Origin of the sequence: Terracoccus luteus (assembly GCF_003635045.1) — a bacterium.
Lineage (GTDB): Bacteria > Actinomycetota > Actinomycetes > Actinomycetales > Dermatophilaceae > Terracoccus > Terracoccus luteus.
Genome location: NZ_RBXT01000001.1, coordinates 1,680,959 through 1,700,968, shown reverse-complemented (window position 1 = coordinate 1,700,968; position 20,010 = coordinate 1,680,959). Strand labels below are relative to the sequence as shown.

General features: G+C 72.6%; 17 protein-coding genes. 7 read left to right on the top strand and 10 right to left on the bottom strand.

Features of this window, described 5'->3' with window-relative positions; genetic code table 11:
- Window positions 1–55: 55 nt before the first annotated feature.
- From pgl to tkt, 5 genes are all read right to left on the bottom strand, one after another.
- Window positions 56–811, bottom strand: a complete 756-nt coding sequence (pgl, locus tag DFJ68_RS07855; protein ID WP_121032265.1) for a 6-phosphogluconolactonase — start codon at window positions 809–811, stop codon at window positions 56–58.
- Window positions 811–2,268, bottom strand: coding sequence for a glucose-6-phosphate dehydrogenase assembly protein OpcA (gene opcA, locus DFJ68_RS07850; protein WP_121035200.1), 1,458 nt, complete (start codon window positions 2,266–2,268; stop codon window positions 811–813). The genes pgl and opcA overlap by 1 nt, the downstream gene beginning before the upstream one ends.
- Window positions 2,265–3,806 (bottom strand): glucose-6-phosphate dehydrogenase, encoded by a 1,542-nt coding sequence (gene zwf / locus DFJ68_RS07845; protein WP_121032264.1) that lies wholly within the window; start codon window positions 3,804–3,806, stop codon window positions 2,265–2,267. The genes opcA and zwf overlap by 4 nt, the downstream gene beginning before the upstream one ends.
- A gap of 271 nt (window positions 3,807–4,077) precedes the next feature.
- Window positions 4,078–5,196 (bottom strand): transaldolase, encoded by a 1,119-nt coding sequence (gene tal / locus DFJ68_RS07840; RefSeq protein ID WP_121032263.1) that lies wholly within the window; start codon window positions 5,194–5,196, stop codon window positions 4,078–4,080.
- Window positions 5,197–5,200: 4 nt separating this feature from the next.
- Window positions 5,201–7,501: a transketolase gene (gene tkt / locus DFJ68_RS07835; protein WP_245963775.1), complete on the bottom strand. Its 2,301-nt coding sequence runs from the start codon at window positions 7,499–7,501 to the stop codon at window positions 5,201–5,203.
- 435 nt (window positions 7,502–7,936) lie between these two features.
- Between tkt and DFJ68_RS07830 the strand changes: the two genes are divergently transcribed.
- Window positions 7,937–8,899 carry a heme o synthase gene (locus DFJ68_RS07830; RefSeq protein ID WP_121032261.1) on the top strand — a complete coding sequence of 321 codons (963 nt, stop codon included), beginning with the start codon at window positions 7,937–7,939 and terminating at the stop codon, window positions 8,897–8,899.
- 329 nt (window positions 8,900–9,228) lie between these two features.
- Here the strand turns inward: DFJ68_RS07830 and DFJ68_RS07825 are convergent, their stop codons facing one another.
- The 5 genes from DFJ68_RS07825 to DFJ68_RS07805 all read right to left on the bottom strand — a co-directional run bounded on the left by DFJ68_RS07825 (window position 9,229) and on the right by DFJ68_RS07805 (window position 13,811).
- Window positions 9,229–10,311: an NUDIX hydrolase gene (locus DFJ68_RS07825; RefSeq protein WP_245963531.1), complete on the bottom strand. Its 1,083-nt coding sequence runs from the start codon at window positions 10,309–10,311 to the stop codon at window positions 9,229–9,231.
- A gap of 29 nt (window positions 10,312–10,340) precedes the next feature.
- Window positions 10,341–11,402, bottom strand: a complete 1,062-nt coding sequence (locus tag DFJ68_RS07820) for a COX15/CtaA family protein (protein ID WP_245963530.1) — start codon at window positions 11,400–11,402, stop codon at window positions 10,341–10,343.
- A gap of 216 nt (window positions 11,403–11,618) precedes the next feature.
- Complete coding sequence (locus tag DFJ68_RS07815) at window positions 11,619–12,155, bottom strand: DUF2231 domain-containing protein (RefSeq protein ID WP_121032260.1); 537 nt, start codon at window positions 12,153–12,155, stop codon at window positions 11,619–11,621.
- A gap of 124 nt (window positions 12,156–12,279) precedes the next feature.
- On the bottom strand, window positions 12,280–13,080 hold the full coding sequence (locus tag DFJ68_RS07810) for an ABC transporter permease (protein ID WP_121032259.1): 801 nt from the start codon (window positions 13,078–13,080) through the stop codon (window positions 12,280–12,282).
- Window positions 13,077–13,811, bottom strand: coding sequence for an ABC transporter ATP-binding protein (locus tag DFJ68_RS07805; protein ID WP_121032258.1), 735 nt, complete (start codon window positions 13,809–13,811; stop codon window positions 13,077–13,079). Before DFJ68_RS07805 ends, DFJ68_RS07810 begins: the two co-directional genes overlap by 4 nt.
- An 85-nt stretch (window positions 13,812–13,896) precedes the next feature.
- Here DFJ68_RS07805 and DFJ68_RS07800 point away from each other — a divergent pair, with 85 nt between their 5' ends.
- The 6 genes from DFJ68_RS07800 to sufC are packed head-to-tail and all read left to right on the top strand — an operon-like array spanning window position 13,897 to window position 20,008.
- Complete coding sequence (locus tag DFJ68_RS07800) at window positions 13,897–14,571, top strand: phosphatidylserine decarboxylase (protein ID WP_245963529.1); 675 nt, start codon at window positions 13,897–13,899, stop codon at window positions 14,569–14,571.
- Between the two features lie 7 nt (window positions 14,572–14,578).
- Window positions 14,579–15,529 (top strand): CDP-alcohol phosphatidyltransferase family protein, encoded by a 951-nt coding sequence (locus DFJ68_RS07795; protein WP_121035197.1) that lies wholly within the window; start codon window positions 14,579–14,581, stop codon window positions 15,527–15,529.
- A gap of 48 nt (window positions 15,530–15,577) precedes the next feature.
- Window positions 15,578–16,483, top strand: coding sequence for a helix-turn-helix transcriptional regulator (locus DFJ68_RS07790; RefSeq protein ID WP_245963528.1), 906 nt, complete (start codon window positions 15,578–15,580; stop codon window positions 16,481–16,483).
- A complete protein-coding gene (sufB, locus tag DFJ68_RS07785) occupies window positions 16,480–17,901 on the top strand; it encodes a Fe-S cluster assembly protein SufB (protein ID WP_121032257.1) in 1,422 nt (473 codons plus the stop codon). Before DFJ68_RS07790 ends, sufB begins: the two co-directional genes overlap by 4 nt.
- Window positions 17,901–19,193, top strand: coding sequence for a Fe-S cluster assembly protein SufD (sufD, locus tag DFJ68_RS07780; RefSeq protein ID WP_121032256.1), 1,293 nt, complete (start codon window positions 17,901–17,903; stop codon window positions 19,191–19,193). Before sufB ends, sufD begins: the two co-directional genes overlap by 1 nt.
- The gene (gene sufC / locus DFJ68_RS07775; protein WP_121032255.1) at window positions 19,190–20,008 is read left to right on the top strand and encodes a Fe-S cluster assembly ATPase SufC; all 819 of its coding nucleotides are present in this window, start codon (window positions 19,190–19,192) and stop codon (window positions 20,006–20,008) included. Before sufD ends, sufC begins: the two co-directional genes overlap by 4 nt.
- Window positions 20,009–20,010: the final 2 nt, after the last annotated feature.

The following is a 20,010-nucleotide window of genomic DNA, read 5'->3' as shown; positions in this document are numbered from 1 at the left end:
AGCACACGAGCCCCCGACCCGTCCGGGTCGGGGGCTCGCTGCGTCGTGGTCGCGGTCAGGCCGTGGGGTCGCCCGGGTCGAGCTCGGCGGCCGCGGCGCGGTCGAGCAGCCACAGCGTGGCCTCCGTGCCCTTCGGCGCCGAGGCCGGGACGTCCCAGCGGTCGGCGTCCGACGCGAGGGCGGCCTTGACGGCATCCGCCTTGTCGGCCCCGGAGACGAGGAACCACACCTCGCGGCTGCGCTCGAAGCACTCGAACGTCAGGCTGACCCGGTCGGGCGGCGGCTTGGGCGAGTCGTGCACCGCGACGGCGATCTCGTCGGTGATGCGCTGCGCAGGGTGGTGGGGGAACAGCGAGGCGACGTGCCCGTCGGGGCCGACCCCGAAGAGCACGACGTCCCAGCCGCCCTGACCGTGCCGGCGGACGGACTCCGCGTAGGCCTCGGCACTCGCCTCCGCGCTGTCGGACCCGTCGGGACCGGCGACGCGGTGCACCTTCTGCGGGTCGAGCCCCAGCTCACGCAGCCCGGCCTCGTCGTTCTGGGTGTCGTTGCGCTCCGGGTCACCCGCGGGCAGGTAGCGCTCGTCGCCCCACCAGACCCGCACGCGCGACCAGTCGACCGCCGAGCGACCGGGCGTCGCCAGCACCGACGCGATGATGGCCGACCCCATCGAGCCCCCGGTGAGCGCCACCTGGGCCTCGGGCGAGCGCGTCTGCGCGTCGACGAGCGCCGTGACGAGGCGCGCACCGGCGGCGTCGGCCAGCGTCTGCTTGTCGGCGTGGACGACGACGCGTGGTGCGGACGTCGCCATCAGGAGCCCTGACCGGATGCCGTCGCGCCCGCCGCCGCGCCGCCGCCACCCGTCGTCGTGGCGCGCTTCGCCGGCGCCCGCTTGGCCGGTGTCTTCTTGGCCGGTGTCTTCTTCTCGGGCGCCTTCTTGGCGGTGGTCGACGACGAGGACGCGGCCTTGCCGGCGGTCCTGCTGGCCGTCTTGCTCGCGGTCCTGGCGGCGGTCCTGGCCGCCGTCGCGGCCGGCTTCGACGAGCCGCCCGAGCCGCCCGAGCTGTCGGACCCGGACGAGCCGGTCTCCTTCTCGTGCTTGGCGTCCTCGGCCGCCTGGCGAGCCTCGGCCTGGGCCTCCTTCTCGCGCGGCGTGCGCTTGCCGGCGAGCTTGCGGGCGGTCGCCTTCTTGACCTCGTCGGTGTCGCCGGACTCGGGGGCCGGTGGCGCGGTGATCATCGCCGACGCCTCCTGGGCCGAGCTGTCGCGCCCGATGCGCGCGGCGAGCCGGCGCGAGGCCTCGGGGTCGGGGGCGGTGCCCGACGACACCGCCGCCGCGAGCGACTGGCGCGCGGGGGCGAGCTTCTCGATCCCGCGCAGCAGCGCGTCCTCGTACGTGTCGTCCGGGTCGAGGCGGCGCAGCTCGTCGGCGAGGCACTCGGGCAGCTCACGACGGGGCAGGCTGATGCGGCGGTCGGGCTGGCCCGACTGCGACAGCGTCGCCACCGAGTCGCCGGGGCGCACGAGGTCGATCGTGCCGCTCTTGCGCTCGAGGCGCACCGAGCTGATGCCCGAGCCCTTCGGGGTCGACACCCTGCGCACCGACACCTTGAGCCGGTGGGTCAGCCAGGCCGCGAGCAGCTCGGACGACGGCGAGTCGGGCGCCCCCGCCACGACCGCACCGGTGATCTGCTCGTACGGCGGCTGGTCGAGCGCAGCCGCGAGCAGGCCACGCCAGTGCGTCACCCGGGTCCACGCGAGGTCGCTGTCACCCGCGGCGTAGCTGTCCGCGCGCTTCTTGAGCATGAGTCGCGGGTTGCGGTGCTGGGCGGCGTCGGTGATGCGCCGCTGCGCCATCGCACCGATGGGGTCACCGGCGACGTCGTCGGGCGCCTCGCCTGGCCACCAGGCCACGATGGGGGAGTCGGGCAGCAGCAGCGGGACGACGACGCTGGGGGCGTGCTTGGCCAGGGCGCCGTAGAGGCGCAGCACGACGATCTCGCTCGCGCCCGCGTCGCCGCCGAGGCGGATCTGGGCGTCGAGGCGGTTCTTGCCGCGGCGGTCGCCGGGGATGACGACGATGATGCGGCAGGGGTGCTGGCGGCTCGCCTGGTTGGAGACCTCGATGGCCTCGGCGGCCATCGTGTCGTCGGTGACGACGACGAGCGTGAGCACGCGGCCGAGGGCCATGGCCCCGACCTCGTTGCGCAGCCGCACCAGGGTCTTGCTGACCTGGGTCGTCGTGGTGTCGGTCAGGTCACGGATCACGGCATCCTCCACGTTCGTCCGTTGCGCTCGAGCATGGCGTCGGCAGAGGGCGGTCCCCACGTGCCGGCCTCGTACTCGTCGGGCTTGCCGCCCTTCTCCCAGTAGCGGATGAGGGGGTCGAGGATCTTCCACGAGAGCTCGACCTCCTCGTGGCGGGGGAAGAGCGGCGGGTCACCGAGCAGCACGTCGAGGATGAGGCGCTCGTAGGCCTCGGGGGAGGCCTCGGTGAACGAGCTGCCGTAGCCGAAGTCCATCGTCACGTCGCGCACCTCCATCTGTGCGCCCGGGACCTTGGAGCCGAACCGCAGCGTGACGCCCTCGTCGGGCTGCACGCGGATGACGATGGCGTTCTTGCCCAGCTCCTCGGTCGCGGTGTGCTCGAAGGGAAGGTGCGGCGCCTTCTTGAAGACGACGGCGATCTCGGTGACGCGCTTGCCGAGGCGCTTGCCGGTGCGCAGGTAGAACGGCACGCCCGCCCAGCGGCGCGTGTCGATCTCGAGCTCGACGGCGGCGAAGGACTCGGTCGTCGACTCGGGGTCGACGCCGTCCTCCTCGAGGTAGCCGGGCACCTCCTCGGCGCCCTGCCACCCGCGCACGTACTGGCCGCGGGCCGAGCCCTTGTCGAGGTCGGCGGGCAGCCGCACGGCCGAGAGCACCTTCTCCTTCTCGGCGCGCAGGTCCTTGGCGTCGAAGGAGACCGGCTCCTCCATCGCCGTCAGCGCGAGCAGCTGCAGCAGGTGGTTCTGGATGACGTCGCGCGCGGCGCCGATCCCGTCGTAGTAGCCGGCGCGGCCCGCGATGCCGATGTCCTCGGCCATCGTGATCTGCACGTGGTCGACGTAGTTGGCGTTCCACACGGGCTCGAACAGCTGGTTCGCGAAGCGCAGCGCCAGCAGGTTCTGCACCGTCTCCTTGCCGAGGTAGTGGTCGATGCGGAACACCGAGTCGGGCGGGAAGACGCCCTCGACGATCCCGTTGAGCTGCTGGGCGCTCTCGAGGTCGTGGCCGAACGGCTTCTCGATGATGACCCGGCGCCAGTGGTCGCCCTCGGCGTGGGTCAGGCCGCACCGCTCGAGCTGCTGGCAGACCTCGGCGAAGAAGCCGGGCGGGATGCTGAGGTAGAAGGCGTGGTTGCCGCCGGTGCCGCGGTCGCGGTCGAGCTCCTCCACCGTCTTGGCGAGCAGGTCGAAGGCGGCCGGGTCGTCGAAGGTGCCGGGCACGAAGCGGAAGCCCTCCGACAGGTTGCGCCAGACGTCCTCGCTGAAGGGAGTGCGCGCGTGCTGCTTGACCGCGTCGTGCACGACCTGGCCGAAGTCCTGGGTCGCCCAGTCGCGGCGTGCGAAGCCGACGAGCGAGAAGCCCGGCGGCAGCAGACCCCGGTTGGCGAGGTCGTAGATCGCGGGCATGAGCTTCTTGCGGGCCAGGTCACCCGTCACCCCGAACATCACGAGCCCGCACGGGCCGGCGATGCGCGGCAGGCGCCGGTCGGCGGCGTCGCGCAGCGGGTTGCTGCCGGCCGCCACCTTGGCCGGGCTCATCGCCGGCCTCCAAGGCGGGGGCGGACGAGGTGGGTTTCGCGTCCGGTCACGTTCAGGTCCTCCTGAGACTTGCGTGCTGTGGATGCGGACGTCGTCGTCCGTCCCTGAGGTCGGGTGTCGGGTCGAGCGGGGCTCGACGGTGTGGTCGGTGAGCGCTGAGCCGCCCGGGCGGTGAGCCACCGGCGTCCGGGTCGTCACGGCCCGGATGCCGGGTGGCCCGGCCGGTGCGGCCCGCGCCTGCGTGGGGCGCGGGCCGCACCGAAGCCGTGCGTCAGGCGGGGGTGGTGGCCTTGTCCATCTCGGCGCGGACGCCGTCGAGCAGCTCGCCCCACGCCTTCTCGAACTTGTCGACGCCCTCGTCCTCGAGCAGGTCGACGACCTCGGAGTACGAGACGCCGACGGCGTCGAGGTCGTCGAGCACCTTCGAGCTCTCCTCGTACGTGCCGGTCACGGTGTCGCCGTGCACGTCGCCGTGGTCGGAGACGGCATCCAGCGTCTTGCCCGGCATCGTGTTGACGACCTGGGGCGCGACGAGCTCGGTGACGTAGAGCGTGTCGGGCAGGGCCGGGTCCTTGACGCCGGTCGAGGCCCACAGCGGGCGCTGCTTGTTGGCACCGGCGGCCTCGAGCGTGCTCCAGCGCGAGGTGGAGAACACCTCCTCGAAGGCCTGGTAGGCGAGACGCGCGTTGGCCAGGCCCGCCTTGCTCTTGAGCGCGGTGGCCTCGTCGGTGCCGATGGCGTCGAGGCGCTTGTCGATCTCGGTGTCGACGCGGGAGACGAAGAACGAGGCGACGGAGTGGATCTTCGAGAGGTCCTTGCCGTCGGCGTGCGCCGTCTCGAGGCCCTCGAGGTAGGCGTTCATGACGGCGCGGTAGCGGTCGAGCGAGAAGATCAGCGTGACGTTGACGCTGATGCCCGCACCGATTGTCGCGGCGATGGCGGGCAGGCCGGCCTTCGTCGCGGGGATCTTGATGAGGACGTTCTCGCGGCCCACGGTGTCGTACATCTTCTTCGCCTGCTCGACCGTGCCGTCGGTGTCGTGGGCCAGGCGCGGGTCGACCTCGATCGACACGCGGCCGTCGACGCCCCCGCTGGACTCGTAGGTCGGCATGAACAGGTCGCACGCCTCGCGCACGTCGGAGGTCGTCAGCTCGAACACGACCTCGTCGACGTCCTTGCCCTCCTTCGTCAGCCGCTCGAGGTCCGCGTTGTAGCGGTCGCCCTTGCTCATCGCGGCCTGGAAGATCGACGGGTTCGAGGTGAGCCCGACGACGTTGCGCTCCTTGACGAGCTCGGCGATGGCGCCGGTCTCGAGCAGCTCGCGCGACAGGTCGTCGAGCCAGATGGAGACGCCTGCGTCGGACAGGGCCTGGGTGTTCTCGTTCGTCATGCGGTCACTTTCCTTCGGTCTGGCCGTCGGTGCGGCCGTCGGTCTGGCCATCGCTCTGGCCGGTGGTCTGCGCGTCGGCCTTCGTGGCGTCGCCCGACGCCGCGCCCTGCGCGACGTCGCCGCCGGACACGTCGGTGTCGGAGCCGTCCTGCTCGCGGCGCGGCGCGGTCTCGAGGACGTCGGCGGCGACCGGCGTGCCCGCGGTGGCGCGCGCGGCCTTGACGGAGTCCTTGCCCGCCCTGACGACGGCATCCGTCGTGATGCCGAACTCGCGGAAGAGGGTGGCGGCGTCGGCGGAGGCACCGAAGTGCTCGATGCTCACGCTGCGACCGGCGTCGCCGACGATGTCGCGCCAGCCCATCGAGATGCCCGCCTCGACGCTGACCCGGGCACGCACGGCCGAGGGCAGCACCTTCTCGCGGTAGCCCTTGGTCTGGCGGGCGAACCACTCGATGCACGGCATCGACACGACGCGGGTCGAGATCTTCGCCTTCTCGAGCTTCTCCGCGGCCTCGACGGCGAGGTGCACCTCGGAGCCGGTCGCCACGAGGATGAGGTCGGGGTCACCGGCACGCGACTCCTGCACGAGGACGTAGCCGCCCTTGGCCGCGCCGGCCGCCTTGCCGTAGGTGGAGCGGTCGAACGTCGGCACGTTCTGGCGGGTGAGGCACATCGCGGCCGGGCCGTGGCTGTTGGTGAGGATCTGCCCCCACGCCACCGCGGTCTCGTTGGCGTCGGCCGGGCGCACGACGTCGAGGCCCGGGATGGCGCGCAGCGCCGCGAGGTGCTCGATCGGCTGGTGCGTCGGGCCGTCCTCGCCGAGGCCGATCGAGTCGTGCGTCCACACGTAGGTGACCGGCGCCTGCTGGATCGAGGCGAGGCGCACGGCCGGGCGCATGTAGTCGGAGAAGACGAGGAAGGTGCCGCCGTAGGGGCGGGTGAGGCCCTCGAGCGCGATCCCGTTGAGGATCATGCCCATCCCGTTCTCGCGGATGCCGAAGTGCAGCGTGCGGCCGTAGGGCCCGCCCTTCCAGGCGTTGGTCTGCTTGCTGCTGGGGATGAAGGAGGGCTCACCCTCCATCGTCGTGTTGTTCGACTCGGCGAGGTCGGCCGACCCGCCCCACAGCTCGGGCATGACGTCGGCGAGCGCGGTGAGGATCTTGCCGGATGCCGCGCGGGTGGCCAGGCCCTTGGCGTCGGCCGGGAACGTGGGCAGCGCCTTCGAGAGGCCCTCGGGGGCCCGGCCCTCGAGGATCCGGTCGAGCAGGGCGGCGCGGTCCGGGTTCGCCTTGCGCCAGGCCTTGAAGCCCTTGTCCCACTCCTTGTGGGCGGCCTTGCCACGCTTGACGACCTCGCGGGCGCGCTTGAGCACCGCGGGCTCGACGACGAAGCTCTTCTTGGGGTCGAACCCGAGCAGCTCCTTGGTGCCGCCGATCTCCTCGTCGCCGAGGGCGGAGCCGTGGGCCTTCCCGGTGTTCTGCTTCGTCGGGGCGGGCCAGGCGATGATCGTGTGCAGCACGACGAGCGTCGGCCTGTCGCGCACCTTGTCGCCGGAGCGGATGGCGGCCAGGAGGGCGTCGACGTCCTCGACGTACTCGTCACCGTCGGCGTCGCCGCGCCAGTCGACCTCGACCACGTGCCAGCCGTAGGCCTCGAACCGGGCCGCGACGTCCTCGCTGAAGGCGATGTCGGTGTCGTCCTCGATGGAGATCTGGTTGGCGTCGTAGACGACGGTGAGGTTGCCGAGCTCCTGGTGTCCGGCGAGCGCGCACGCCTCGTGCGTCACGCCCTCCTGCATGTCGCCGTCGGAGGCGATGACGTACACGTGGTGGTCGAAGGGGCTCGTGCCCGGCTTCGCGTCGGGGTCGAAGAGGCCGCGCTGGCGGCGCTGGGCCATGGCCATGCCGACGGCCGAGGCGAGGCCCGAGCCGAGCGGGCCGGTCGTGATCTCGACACCCTTGGTGTGGTGGACCTCGGGGTGGCCGGGGGTCTGCGAGCCCCACGTGCGCAGCGACTTGAGGTCGTCGAGGCCCAGGCCGATGCCCGAGAGGTACAGCTGCACGTACTGGGTCAGGCTCGAGTGACCGCACGAGAGCACGAAGCGGTCGCGACCGAGCCACGCCGGGTCGCTCGGGTCGTGCGTCATGACGTTCTGGTAGAGCAGGTAGGCGAGGGGCGCGAGGCTCATCGCCGTGCCCGGGTGGCCGTTGCCGACCTTCTGCACCGCGTCGGCGGCGAGCAGTCGGGCGGTGTCCACGGCCCGGATGTCGAGGTCGTTCCAGCCGGCCTTCTTGACGACGGGCATCGGCAGCCGCGGATCGCGGCCGGCCAGCACCCCCTTGGCCGAGGCCGAGGACTTCGAGCGGGCGGTCTTCTTCGCCGCGGTGGCGGTGCTGGTCACGGAACGGTTCTCCTTCGTCCGGAAAGGCTTCACGTACGGGTCCACTTCTGCTAGGGCGAGCCTAGTCCCACGGGGTGCCCGCTGGTCAGGGCGTCCGAGGGCACCCCGTACCCCCTGCACGGTCCGGCGTGACGGTGGCCCACCGGCATCCGGACGGCTCGCGCACAGGCGGCGTGCAGGTGGCCCACGGGCGCCCCGCGAACGACGGTCGCGGGTGGCCGGGAGTGACCTGGATCGCTCGGGGCGCGTCCCGGACCACCGGACCCGACGGTCTAGACTCGAACACGTACATGCCTCGTACCCGCAGGGGGAGGCGACGGACGAGCGGCGAGGATCTCAGTGACAACGGTGGACCCACGTGCCGACCTGTCGGCACTCACCGGTCCCGGTGGCAGTGGCCTCAGGTTCACCGTCGGGCAGTACGTCGCCCTGACGAAGCCGCGGATCATCGAGCTGCTGCTCATCACGACGATCCCCGTCATGTTCCTCGCGCAGGGCGGAGTGCCCGACCTGCTGCTCGTGCTCGTCACGCTCGTCGGCGGCACGATGTCGGCCGGGGCCGCGAACACCCTCAACTGCTACCTCGACCGCGACATCGACGCGGTCATGCACCGCACGAGCAAGCGCCCCCTCGTCACCGGCACGGTCAGCCCGCGCGGCGCGCTCACCTTCGGCCTCGTGCTCACCGTCGTGTCGACGCTGTGGCTGGGTCTGCTCGTCAACTGGCTGAGCGCCTGGCTCGCCCTCGGGGCCCTGCTCTTCTACGTGGTCGGCTACACCCTGCTGCTCAAGCGGCGCACGGCCCAGAACATCGTCTGGGGTGGCGCGGCGGGCTGCATGCCGGTGCTCATCGGCTGGTCCGCGGTGACCGACTCGCTCAGCTGGTCGGCCTTCGCGCTCTTCATGGTCATCTTCTTCTGGACGCCGCCGCACTACTGGCCTCTGTCGATGCGCTACAAGGACGACTACGCCACGGCCCACGTGCCGATGCTGCCCGTCGTCGAGCGCTTCGTCGTCGTCGCGAAGCAGATCGTCCTCTACTCGTGGGCCATGGTCGCGGCGTCGCTCGCGCTCGTGCCGCTGCAGCGGATGGGCTGGGTCTACCTCGTCGCCGCCGTCGTGTCGGGCGGGCTGTTCCTCGCCGAGGCGCACCGCCTGCTCGGGCGGGCCAAGGCCGGCGCCGGCGAGGACGTCCTGCGCCCGATGCGCCTGTTCCACTTCTCGATCACGTACCTGACGGTCCTCTTCGTCGGCGTGGCCCTCGACCCGATCTGGCACCTGGCCCTGCCCGGCCTGCGCTGACCCCCCGCCCCGGGCGGTCGTCGCCCTTGGGTGCCTTGACGGCCGTGGCCGCTTTGGCGTCCGTGGGGATGCCGGGTGGTTCGGTGACGCGGCCACGCGCGGTGTGCGCGTCGTGACCGACCCGGCCCCACGGCATCCGGCGCAGCCACCTCGACCCCCCTTAGCCGTGGACTCTTTCCCGCCACGGCGGGATCTCGGACGCGGGACCGTCCGTGGACCTGCTCCTTTTCCAGCCGTGGCCCGATTTCGGACGCGGGATCGACCCCGGGCCGCACTTTTCCCAGCCGTGGCCCGCCTCCGGACGGCGAACCGTGACCGCTCGACGGGGTCTACGCGCCCTCTCGACGGGGGAGGCCGTCCTCGAGGACGAGGGTGCCGGTGTCGCCGGCCGCCTCCGCGGCACCGAGGGAGGCGAGCATCCGGGCGTTGTACGGCGCGACGTGCTCGGGCGCGTCGGTCGGGCTCACCCAGTGCAGGGCGCGCACCTCGCGCTCGAGCAGCGTGGCCCGGTCCGTGAGGTCGTCGCCGACGGGCGCGACCTCGAAGACGAAGAGGACGGCGTCGCCCCAGCCGAGCCAGGGCTTGAGCCAGTTCACGGCGAGCAGGCGCGTGACGGACACGTCGAGCGCGAGCTCCTCACGGATCTCGCGCACGACGCACGTGGCCGGTGACTCGCCGGGGTCGACGACGCCACCGGGGAGGTCCCACTCGCGCTTGTAGGCCAGCTCGCAGAGCAGCAGCTCGCCGGCGCCGTTGCGGACCAGGCCCTGGCCGATGACGCGCTTCGTCGGCAGCTGCGAGTCGAGCATGGCGGTGAAGCCCTCACGCGTGCCGGGCTCGGGGTCGGTGGCGAGGCGGCCGAGCAGCACCGTGTCGTGCACCTCGTCGCCGAGCAGGGTGTTGCCCCGCAGCACGCCCTCGCGGCGCAGTCCGGAGCGCAGCGCGGTGTTCATCGACGAGCGGTTGAGCGGGTTCACCTCGGCCTCGACGCGTCGCAGGCCCAGACCGGGTTCCGGGGCGTCGACCGCGGTGAAGCACCACCGCACGAGGCGCCGCACGGCCGTCGACGACAGGCCCCGCCCGCGATACGGGGCGAAGACGGCCCACGACAGGGCTCCGACGCCCGGTGAGCGGTGCCGCACGTCGACGGAGCCGACGGCCTCGCCGCGCCACTGGAGCACGAACGTTGCCTTGCTGCCCTCCCGCCACTCGGCGTGCGTGCGCTCGACCCAGGCGAGGTGGTCGTCGCGGTCGGGCACGACGGCGGGGGAGTCGAACCAGCGCGCCATGACGGCGTCGTGCAGGGGCCGGGTCGCGTCGGCGTCCTCGGCCCGCCACGGCCGGAGCACCAGCTCGCCGTCGACGAGGGTCGGCTGCTCGCCGGGCGGCAGGGTCACGGCGTCGAAGGGCACCGCCCCAGCCTAGGAGGTGCGGCGGCGGCTCAGACCGGCCGCTCGCGGGTGTCGAGCACCCCGCGGGTCAGGGTGACCGTCAGCAGGCTGGCACCGAGCATGTGCAGGAGCACGAGCAGGATCGGCAGCCCGGTGAAGTACTGGGCGTAGCCGACGACGCCTTGGAGCAGGGTGACGACGAGCACCCAGTACCAGGAGCGCCGGGCGCGGTCGTCGCGGCCGGGCAGGGCGAACCAGGCGCGGGTCGGCGTCGCCGCACCGTCGTCGGCGCCCCCGACCCGGGCCTCCACCCGGTGCCGCTGCGACGAGAGCACCACGGCCACGAGGGTCGCGATGACGAGGCCGGAGAAGAGCATGACGACGTCGGCGTGCAGCCACGAGATCGTCTTGGGGTCGAAGCCGGTGCGGTTGGGCACCTCGGCGTCGCCGGAGTGCGGTCCGCTGCCGGTCACGACCGTGCCGAGTGCGAGCACGACCGCGCCCACGAGAGCCGTGGCCTGGGCGAGGCGTCGGGCCAGCGGGTGCACGGTGAGCGGTCCGGGGCCGCCCTGCTCGTCGGCCGTGCCGCGCAGCAGCGCGGTGGCGACGGCGACGAGCACCATCGAGAGCAGGAAGTGGCCCATGACGAACCACGGGTTGAGGCCGGTCAGCACGGTGATGCCGCCGAGGACGCCCTGCGCGACGATGCCGCCGAGCGTGCCGAGCGCGAGCACGTGCATGCGGGTCCGGTGGGGCCAGCGGGTGACGACCGCCCAGATCGTCAGCAGGGCGACGATGCCGACGAGGCCGGTCAGCGTGCGGTTCCCGAACTCGACGAGGTCGTGGTAGCTCGTCGCGTCGACCCGGGTCGGGGTGAACGAGCCGGGCATGCACTCGGGCCACGTCGTGCAGCCGAGACCGCTGCCGGTCAGGCGCACGACGCCGCCGGTGAGCACGATGCCCACCTCGACGACGAGGTTGACGACGACGATGGGCCGGACCCACGAGGCCGGGGCCGCGGGCACCCGCTGCAGCAGCCGGGCCAGGACGTTGGCCGGCGCCGGACGGACCGGTCCGGCGGGAGCGGGGGCGCGGGTGGGCGTGTGCGACACCCCTTCAGGGTAAGCGGTGCCCCGGCCGTCGCCCGCCCCACGAGCCGCCCTGACCGCCCGCCGGGGCCGGGTGTGTCCGACCTCACCCCGGAACCACCCGTCGATAGGCCGGTTGTCGACGGCCTCACGACGGGTCGCGCGGATGCCGGGACGTGGCCGCTCGACGGTCAGCAGGGGGCGTCGCGAGGTGGCCCCTCGACGGTCAGGCGGTGGGGGTCAGGCGAGGCCGTCCCAGACGACCGCCGAGCCGGCGTGCCCGGCGACGGCGACCGCGGCGAGCGCCGCCACGGCAACGACCGCGAGCACGACGGCGACGCCGACCTGCAGCCCGGACCGCGTGGCCACCCCGCCGGAACCCGCACCCGCACCCGTGCCCGAACTCGAACCCGTGTCGGTCACCCCACGCCGGGGGGCGCGCAGCAGGAACGCCGCCAGGACTCCGACGACGAGGAAGACGGCGCAGACGATCTCGGCCCGGTCGCCCCACTCGGTGTGCTCCGAGAGCAGCTCGAGGTTGGTCGAGCTGGCCCGGGTCACGACGACACGCTTCTCGAGGGCCTCGCCGCTCTCGGCGGCGACCCAGGCGGTGACCCCCGAGACGAGGGACCCGGCCACGAGCGGCCAGCGCAGCGCGCGTCGCCACGCCGGTCGGGCGGCGAACGCGAGGGCGACGAGCGTCGAGAGGGGGACGAGCACGACGACCGCGTGCAGGACGAGCGCGTGCATCGGCAGGCCGAGGAAGTAGTCGAACATCGTGCCTCCAGGGGCATGGGGTCGGTGCGGTCGGTCGGTCGGTCGGTCGGTCAGTGCGGTCGGTCGGTGCGGCCAGTAGACCGGCCGGAGCCAGGGTCGTCGACCGGAGACCGAGGGGCGGACGTCAGTCGTCGAAGCGGAACCAGCGGGCCGCGAGCACCGAGGCGAGCGCCGCCCACGCGAGGACGACGAGGACCGCCACCGGGTTCACCACCCCGTCGACGAGCGCGCTGCGCAGCCCGTCGGCCAGGGCCGAGGACGGCAGCGCCGCCACCACCCCGGAGACCGCGCCGGGCAGCTGGGTGCGCGGCACGACGACCCCGGCGACCAGGAAGAGCACCCACAGCAGGTTCGCCGCGGCGAGGACCGCCTCGGCCCGCACCGTGCCGGCGAGCAGCAGGGCGAGGGCCACGAACGCCCACGTGCCGAGCACGAGCAGCGGCACCGCGACGACCAGTCCCACCACCGAGGGCCGCCACCCGAGCACGAGCCCGAGCGCCCCGACGACGACGACCTGCACGACCTCGACGGCGAGCGTCGCCACGACCTTCGCCGTGAGCAGCCCGGACCGGCCGAGCGGGGTGACGCCGAGGTAGCGGAGCACCGCGTAGCGCCGGTCGAAGGCGGTCGAGATGGCCTGCGACGTGAAGGCCGAGCTGATGACGCAGAGGGCGAGGATGCCGGGCACGGCGAGGTCGATGCGCCGCCCGTCGCCGAGCGACGGCGCCGTCGTCAGGGCGAGCCCGACGAGCGCGATCACGGGCAGCACGACCGAGACGAGCAGCTGCTCACCGTTGCGCAGCAGCGTGCCCACCTCGAAGCCCGCCTGGCTGCGCACGCGACGGACGGCGCTCGCCGCCCGGACCGTTCCGGATGCCGGTCGGGCCCCCCGCGCGACGGACCCGGTGCTCGCGTCGGTGCTCATGCCCGCCCCTTCCGGGTCAGCCCGAAGTAGACGTTCTCGAGCGGTGCGTCGCGGGTCACCTCGGCCGGTGGACCCGCGGCGACGGTGCGCCCGGCGCTCATGATGACGAGGTGGTCGGCCAGACGCTCGGCCTCCTCGAACGAGTGGGTCGTGACGACGACGGTGACCCCGCGGTCGCGCTGCTCCTCGACGATGTCCCACACGTCGAGGCGGCCGTGCGGGTCGAGGCCCGCCGCGGGCTCGTCGAGGAAGAGCACGTCCGGGCGGCCCAGCAGCGCGGCGGCCAGGGCCAGCCGCTGCTTCTGGCCGCCGGAGAGCCGGCGCACCGTCGTGCGGGCGAAGTCGTGGATGCCGAGCCGGCGGGCGGTCTCGCCCACGTCGGCGGGGTCGGCGTAGAGGTGGGCCAGGTGCTCGAGCAGGCGCAGCGGCCGCGTGCCGTTGGGCAGCCCGCCCGACTGGAGCATGACCCCGACGCGGGCCCGGTGCTCGGCCCCGGCGGTGGCGGGGTCGACCCCGAGGACCGTCACGCTCCCGGCATCCGGCCGGCGCAGCCCGACCGCGCACTCGACCGCGGTCGTCTTGCCCGCCCCGTTCGGGCCGAGGACGGCGGTGACGGCACCGGTGGGGGCCGACCACGACGCGCCGTCGAGGGCCGTGACGGCGGCGCTGCCGCTGCCGTAGCGGCGGCTGACGTCGGTCAGCGTCACGGCGCTGGGCGCGGCGGCGGTCATGGCCGATGAGTCTAGGCTCGGGATCTGGGTGCCCCGTGCGGTGCCCGCTCCGCCCTCCGATCCCCAGCCGAGGACACCTCCCCTGATGGCCGACCTGAAGATCGACCCCAGCGCCCGCCCGTTCACCGCCCTGGCCCTCGTGCCGACGGTCGTGGCAGCGCTCGCCCGACGACCGCGCACCACCGCCGTGCTCGGCCTGCTGACGGCCGGGGTGACGCTCTTCTTCCGCGACCCCGACCGCACGCCCGACCGCTCGCGCGTCAGCGACCCCGACGTCGTGCTCGCCCCTGCCGACGGCATGGTCGTGCACGTCGGCGAGCCGCAGGAGGGCGTCGCGCCCCCCGGCGACTGGCAGCAGGTGAGCATCTTCCTGTCGCTGCTCGACGTGCACGTCAACCGCTCGCCCTACGGCGGCCGCGTGACCGAGGTCACCCACACGCCCGGCCGCTTCCTCGCCGCCTACCGGGCCGCGAGCGCGACGAAGAACGAGCGCAGCGAGATCACCGTCGAGCGCGTCGTCGACGGGCGGACCCGCCGGGTCGTCTACCGCCAGCTCGTCGGCCAGCTCGCCCGCCGCATCGTCACGCGTCTCGAGCCCGGCGACGAGGTCGGCACCGGTGCTCGGATGGGCCTGATGAAGTTCGGCTCGCGCATGGACGTCTTCGTCCCGCCCGAGGTCGTGCTCGAGGTGACCAAGGGCACCCGGTCGGTGGCGGGGGAGACGGTGCTCGGCCGCTTCCCGTCGGCCGGTGGGCGGTGAGCGCGCGATGACGCCCGACGACTCCGCCCGGTGGCGCGACCGCGGCCGCGACCGCATGTCCCGCGGGATGCGGCTCGTCTCGGCCAGCGGGGCCCGCGTCGTCCCGCTCAGCCGCCTCAACCCCCGGGTGCGGGCGCGGGTGATGCTCCCCAGCCTCTTCACGCTCGGCAACATGATCTGCGGCTTCTCGTCGGTGCTCCTGTCGTTCCAGGGCCGGTTCCGCGTCGCGGCCGTGCTCGTGGCCGTCTCGATCGTGCTCGACATCGCCGACGGGGCCGTCGCCCGGGCGGTCGGGGCCATCACCCCCTTCGGCCTGCAGTTCGACTCGCTCGCCGACCTCATCTCGTTCGGCATCGCCCCCGCCGTGCTCGTCTACACGTGGGCCCTGCCGGCCTACCCCGTCTGGGCGTGGGCGGGCGCGATGTTCTGGCTCTCGTGCGCCGCCTACCGCCTCGCGCGGTTCAACGTCACCATCGACCCCCTCGCCGACAAGCGCTACTTCGTCGGCCTCGCCAGCCCGGGCGCCGCCGGCGTCGTCATCGCCACCGTGCTCGCGATCGGGGAGCCGCTCTACGACTACGACCCGCTGCTGCCCGTCGTCGCCGGGGTGCTGCCCGCCGCCCTCATGGCCAGCTCGTTCCGCTTCCGCTCCTTCCGCGACCTGCTCTCGCCGCGGCACCTGCGCCTCACGGTGCCCCTCGCCGTGCTCGTCGCCGTCGGCCTCTTCTTCTGGCCCGGCGTGACCGGCATGGTGCTGGCGTTCGGCTACGTGCTCACGTGCCCCCTCGGGTGGCTCACGGCCCCCGTGCGTCGTCGCTGGTTCGGTGAGGATGCCGTCGCGCCCCCGCGCCGCCGCCTGCCGTCCGTGATCATGCCGATCGAGGACCCGCCGGAGGACTCGACCCAGGGGCTGGGCGACGACGCCCGGGGCGGCGTGGCGGGCCCCGCCGGACGGTAAGGAAAGCCTTACTGGAACGGGCTCGCGCAATTACGTCACAATGGTGTGGTGTTTATCGCTGCGCACGCGACGAGCGGGCCGCAGACGCCGGGCCGGGTGGCCGAGACCGCCCCGCCGTCGGAGTCGCGGACCCGTGAGCGGGTGCTGCACATGGTCTCGGTCGACGGTCCCGTCACGGCGGTGCAGCTCGGTCGTGGGCTCGACCTGACGCCGGCCGCGGTACGCCGCCACCTCGACGCCCTCGTCGAGCAGGGCCTCGTCGAGGCGCACGAGCCGAACGGCGGCGCCCGGTCCTCGCGCGGTCGCGGCCGCCCCGCCCGCGCCTACGTCGTGTCCGACAGCGGCCACGCCGCGCTCGAGGCCGACTACGACGCCCTCGCCGTCGAGGTGCTGCGCTACCTCGCGACCCACGCCGGCCCCGAGGCCGTCGCCGACTTCGCCCGCTCCCGCACCGCCGAGAGCGAGCAGCGGTACGCCACCGAGCTGGCGGCGGTCGGTGACGACCCCGCCGACCGGGCCGAGGCCCTCGTGCACCTACTCGGCCGCGACGGCTTCGCCGCGACGGCCCGTCCGGTGGGCACCGGCGCCCCGACCGGCATCCAGCTCTGCCAGGGTCACTGCCCCGTGCAGCACGTCGCCGAGGAGTTCCCGCAGTTCTGCGAGGCCGAGACCGAGTCGTTCTCGCGGCTGCTCGGTGTGCACGTGCAGCGGCTGGCCACCCTGGCGGGCGGCCACCACGTGTGCACGACGTTCGTCCCGACAGGTGGGCCGACCGGCGCGGGGCGGAAGCCTGGGCGCGGTTCCGCTGTTGTCGCCCTCGAGACCCCCGCACTGCGCCCGGCCGGGCCACCACCCGCCGCGGCCACCCGGCCCGCCGACCGGCATCCGCACCCCGCGGAACGGCACCCAGACCAGCACGACCCCGTCACGGACGAGGAAGGTTCACCGTCATGAGCACGAACATCGAAGAGCTCAACCCGGGCCTCAAGGGCATCGGCACCTACGAGTACGGATGGGCCGACAGCGACACCGCCGGCACCAACGCCCGCCGTGGCCTCAACGAGGACGTCGTACGCGACATCTCCTCGCGCAAGGGCGAGCCCGAGTGGATGACGAAGCTGCGTCTGAAGAGCCTGTCGCTCTTCGGCAAGAAGCCCATGCCGTCGTGGGGCTCGGACCTCACCGGCATCGACTTCCAGAACATCAAGTACTTCGTGAAGTCGACCGAGAAGCAGGCGGCCACGTGGGACGACCTGCCCGAGGACATCAAGAACACCTACGACCGGCTCGGCATCCCCGAGGCCGAGAAGCAGCGTCTCGTCTCCGGCGTCGCCGCGCAGTACGAGTCGGAGGTCGTCTACCACCAGATCCGTGAGGACCTCGAGGCGCAGGGCGTCATCTTCCTCGACACCGACACGGCGCTGCGCGAGCACGAGGACATCTTCCGTGAGCACTTCGCCACGGTGATCCCCGCGGGCGACAACAAGTTCGCCGCGCTCAACACCGCCGTGTGGTCGGGTGGCTCGTTCATCTACATCCCCAAGGGCGTCCACGTCGACATCCCGCTGCAGGCCTACTTCCGGATCAACACCGAGAACATGGGCCAGTTCGAGCGCACCCTCATCATCGCCGACGAGGACTCCTACGTGCACTACGTCGAGGGCTGCACGGCGCCGATCTACAAGAGCGACTCGCTGCACTCGGCGGTCGTCGAGATCATCGTCAAGAAGAACGCCCGCGTGCGCTACACGACCATCCAGAACTGGTCGAACAACGTCTACAACCTCGTCACCAAGCGCGCCACCTGCGAGGAGGGCGCGACGATGGAGTGGGTCGACGGCAACATCGGCTCGAAGGTGACGATGAAGTACCCGGCCGTGTTCCTCATGGGCGAGCACGCCAAGGGCGAGACGCTGTCGATCGCCTTCGCGGGCGAGGGCCAGCACCAGGACACCGGCTCCAAGATGGTGCACGCCGCCCCGAACACGAAGAGCTCGATCATCAGCAAGTCCGTCGCCCGCGGTGGCGGCCGGGCCAGCTACCGCGGCCTCGTGCAGGTGCTCGAGGGCGCCTCGCACTCGGCGTCGACGGTGCGCTGCGACGCGCTGCTCGTCGACACCATCAGCCGCAGCGACACCTACCCCTACGTCGACATCCGCGAGGACGACGTCTCGATGGGTCACGAGGCCACGGTCTCGAAGGTGAGCGAGGACCAGCTGTTCTACCTCATGTCCCGCGGCATGGCCGAGGACGAGGCGATGGCCATGATCGTGCGCGGGTTCATCGAGCCCATCGCGCGTGAGCTGCCGATGGAGTACGCCCTCGAGCTCAACCGCCTCATCGAACTCCAGATGGAAGGAGCCGTCGGCTGATGACCGTTGCCGACACCGTCAGCACCGACACCGCCGAGGACGCCGCGCAAATCGAGGACGCCCTCGCCGTGACCGACCCCGCGTCGGCCGGCAGCCACGTCGACCCGCAGACCGCGGCCGCCGGGGGCTTCGTCCCCGAGCAGTCGCGGGCCGAGCGTCGCACCGGCTTCGACGTCGCCGACTTCCCAGTGCCCACCGGCCGTGAGGAGGACTGGCGCTTCACGCCGGTCCGCCGGCTCAAGACGCTGCTCGCCGGCGAGGCCACCGGGCAGGTCGAGCAGCAGCTCGACCTGCCGGGGGAGGCCACCTCGTCGGTGCTCACCCTCGACGAGGCCCGCGAGCTCGGCATCCTGCCCCCGCAGGACCGGGCCGCCGTCGTGGCCGCCGCCGGCAGCGCCGAGGTGCTGCTGCTCGACGTCCCCGCCGAGGCCGAGCTCGACGGCCCGGTTCGCCTGCGCCTGACCGGCACCGGCGCCGAGGCCGCCTACGCCCACGTCGTCGTGCGGGCGGGCCGCTTCTCGAAGGCCACCGTCGTCGTCGAGCACAGTGGCACCGGTGCGCTCTCCGAGCTCGTCTCCGTCGTCACCGGCGACGGGTCCGACCTCACCGTCGTGTCCACCCAGCGGTGGGACGACGACGGCGTGCACCTGGCCCAGCACGACGCCCTCGTCGGCCGCGACGCCCGCTACCGCCACCTGTCGGTGTCGCTCGGCGGCCAGGTCGTGCGCGTCAACGCGAACGTGCGCTACGCCGGTCCGGGCGGCGACGCCACCCTGCTCGGCGTGTACTTCGCCGACGCCGGCCAGCACCTCGAGCACCGGTCGTACATCGACCACAACGCCGCGCACTGCAAGAGCCTCGTCACGTACAAGGGCGCGCTGCAGGGCGAGACGGCCCGCACCGTGTGGGTCGGCGACGTGCTCATCCGCGCCGAGGCCGAGGGCACCGACACCTACGAGCTGAACCGCAACCTCGTGCTGACCGACGGGGCGCGCGCCGACTCGGTGCCGAACCTCGAGATCGAGACCGGTGAGATCGAGGGTGCCGGGCACGCCTCCGCCACGGGCCGTTTCGACGACCTGCAGCTGTTCTACCTGCAGTCGCGCGGCATCACCGAGGAGGAGGCCAAGCGCCTCGTCGTGCGCGGCTTCTTCGCCGACATCGTGCGGGAGATCCCGCTGTCCGACCTGCGTGACGAGATCACCGCCGCCATCGAGGAGGAGCTCGCGTCGACCGCGTACGCCGCCCCGACGCAGCAGACCCCCAGCACCACCGAGGAGAACCGAGCATGACCGACCAGAGCGCCCAGCACACCCTGCAGATCACCGGCCTGCACGTCTCCGTCCAGACGGAGGACGGCCCCAAGGAGATCCTCCGCGGCGTCGACCTCACGCTCCGCTCCGGTGAGACGCACGCCATCATGGGCCCCAACGGCTCGGGCAAGTCGACGCTGGCCTACAGCATCGCCGGCCACCCGAAGTACACGATCACCGGTGGCACCGTCACGCTCGACGGCGAGGACGTCCTCGCGATGACCGTCGACGAGCGCGCCCGCGCCGGTGTCTTCCTCGCGATGCAGTACCCCGTCGAGGTCCCCGGCGTGACCGTGAGCAACTTCCTGCGCACCGCCAAGACCGCCATCGACGGCGAGGCGCCCAAGCTGCGCACGTGGGTCAAGGACGTCAAGCAGGCCATGGGCGAGCTGCGCATGGACCCCGCGTTCGCCGAGCGCAACGTCAACGAGGGCTTCAGCGGCGGCGAGAAGAAGCGCCACGAGATCCTCCAGATGGAGCTGCTCAAGCCCAAGGTGGCCATCCTCGACGAGACCGACTCCGGCCTCGACGTCGACGCGCTAAAGATCGTCTCCGAGGGCGTCAACCGCGCCAAGGAGGCCAGCAACGTCGGCGTCCTGCTCATCACTCACTACACGCGCATCCTGCGCTACATCAAGCCCGACTTCGTCCACGTCTTCGTCGAGGGCAAGGTCGTCGAGGAGGGTGGCCCCGAGCTGGCCGACCGCCTCGAGGACGAGGGCTACGACCGCTACCTCGGCGCCCCCGCTGTCGCCGCGAGCGGTGCCGCCGGCACGAGCGGCACGGGGGCCTGAGC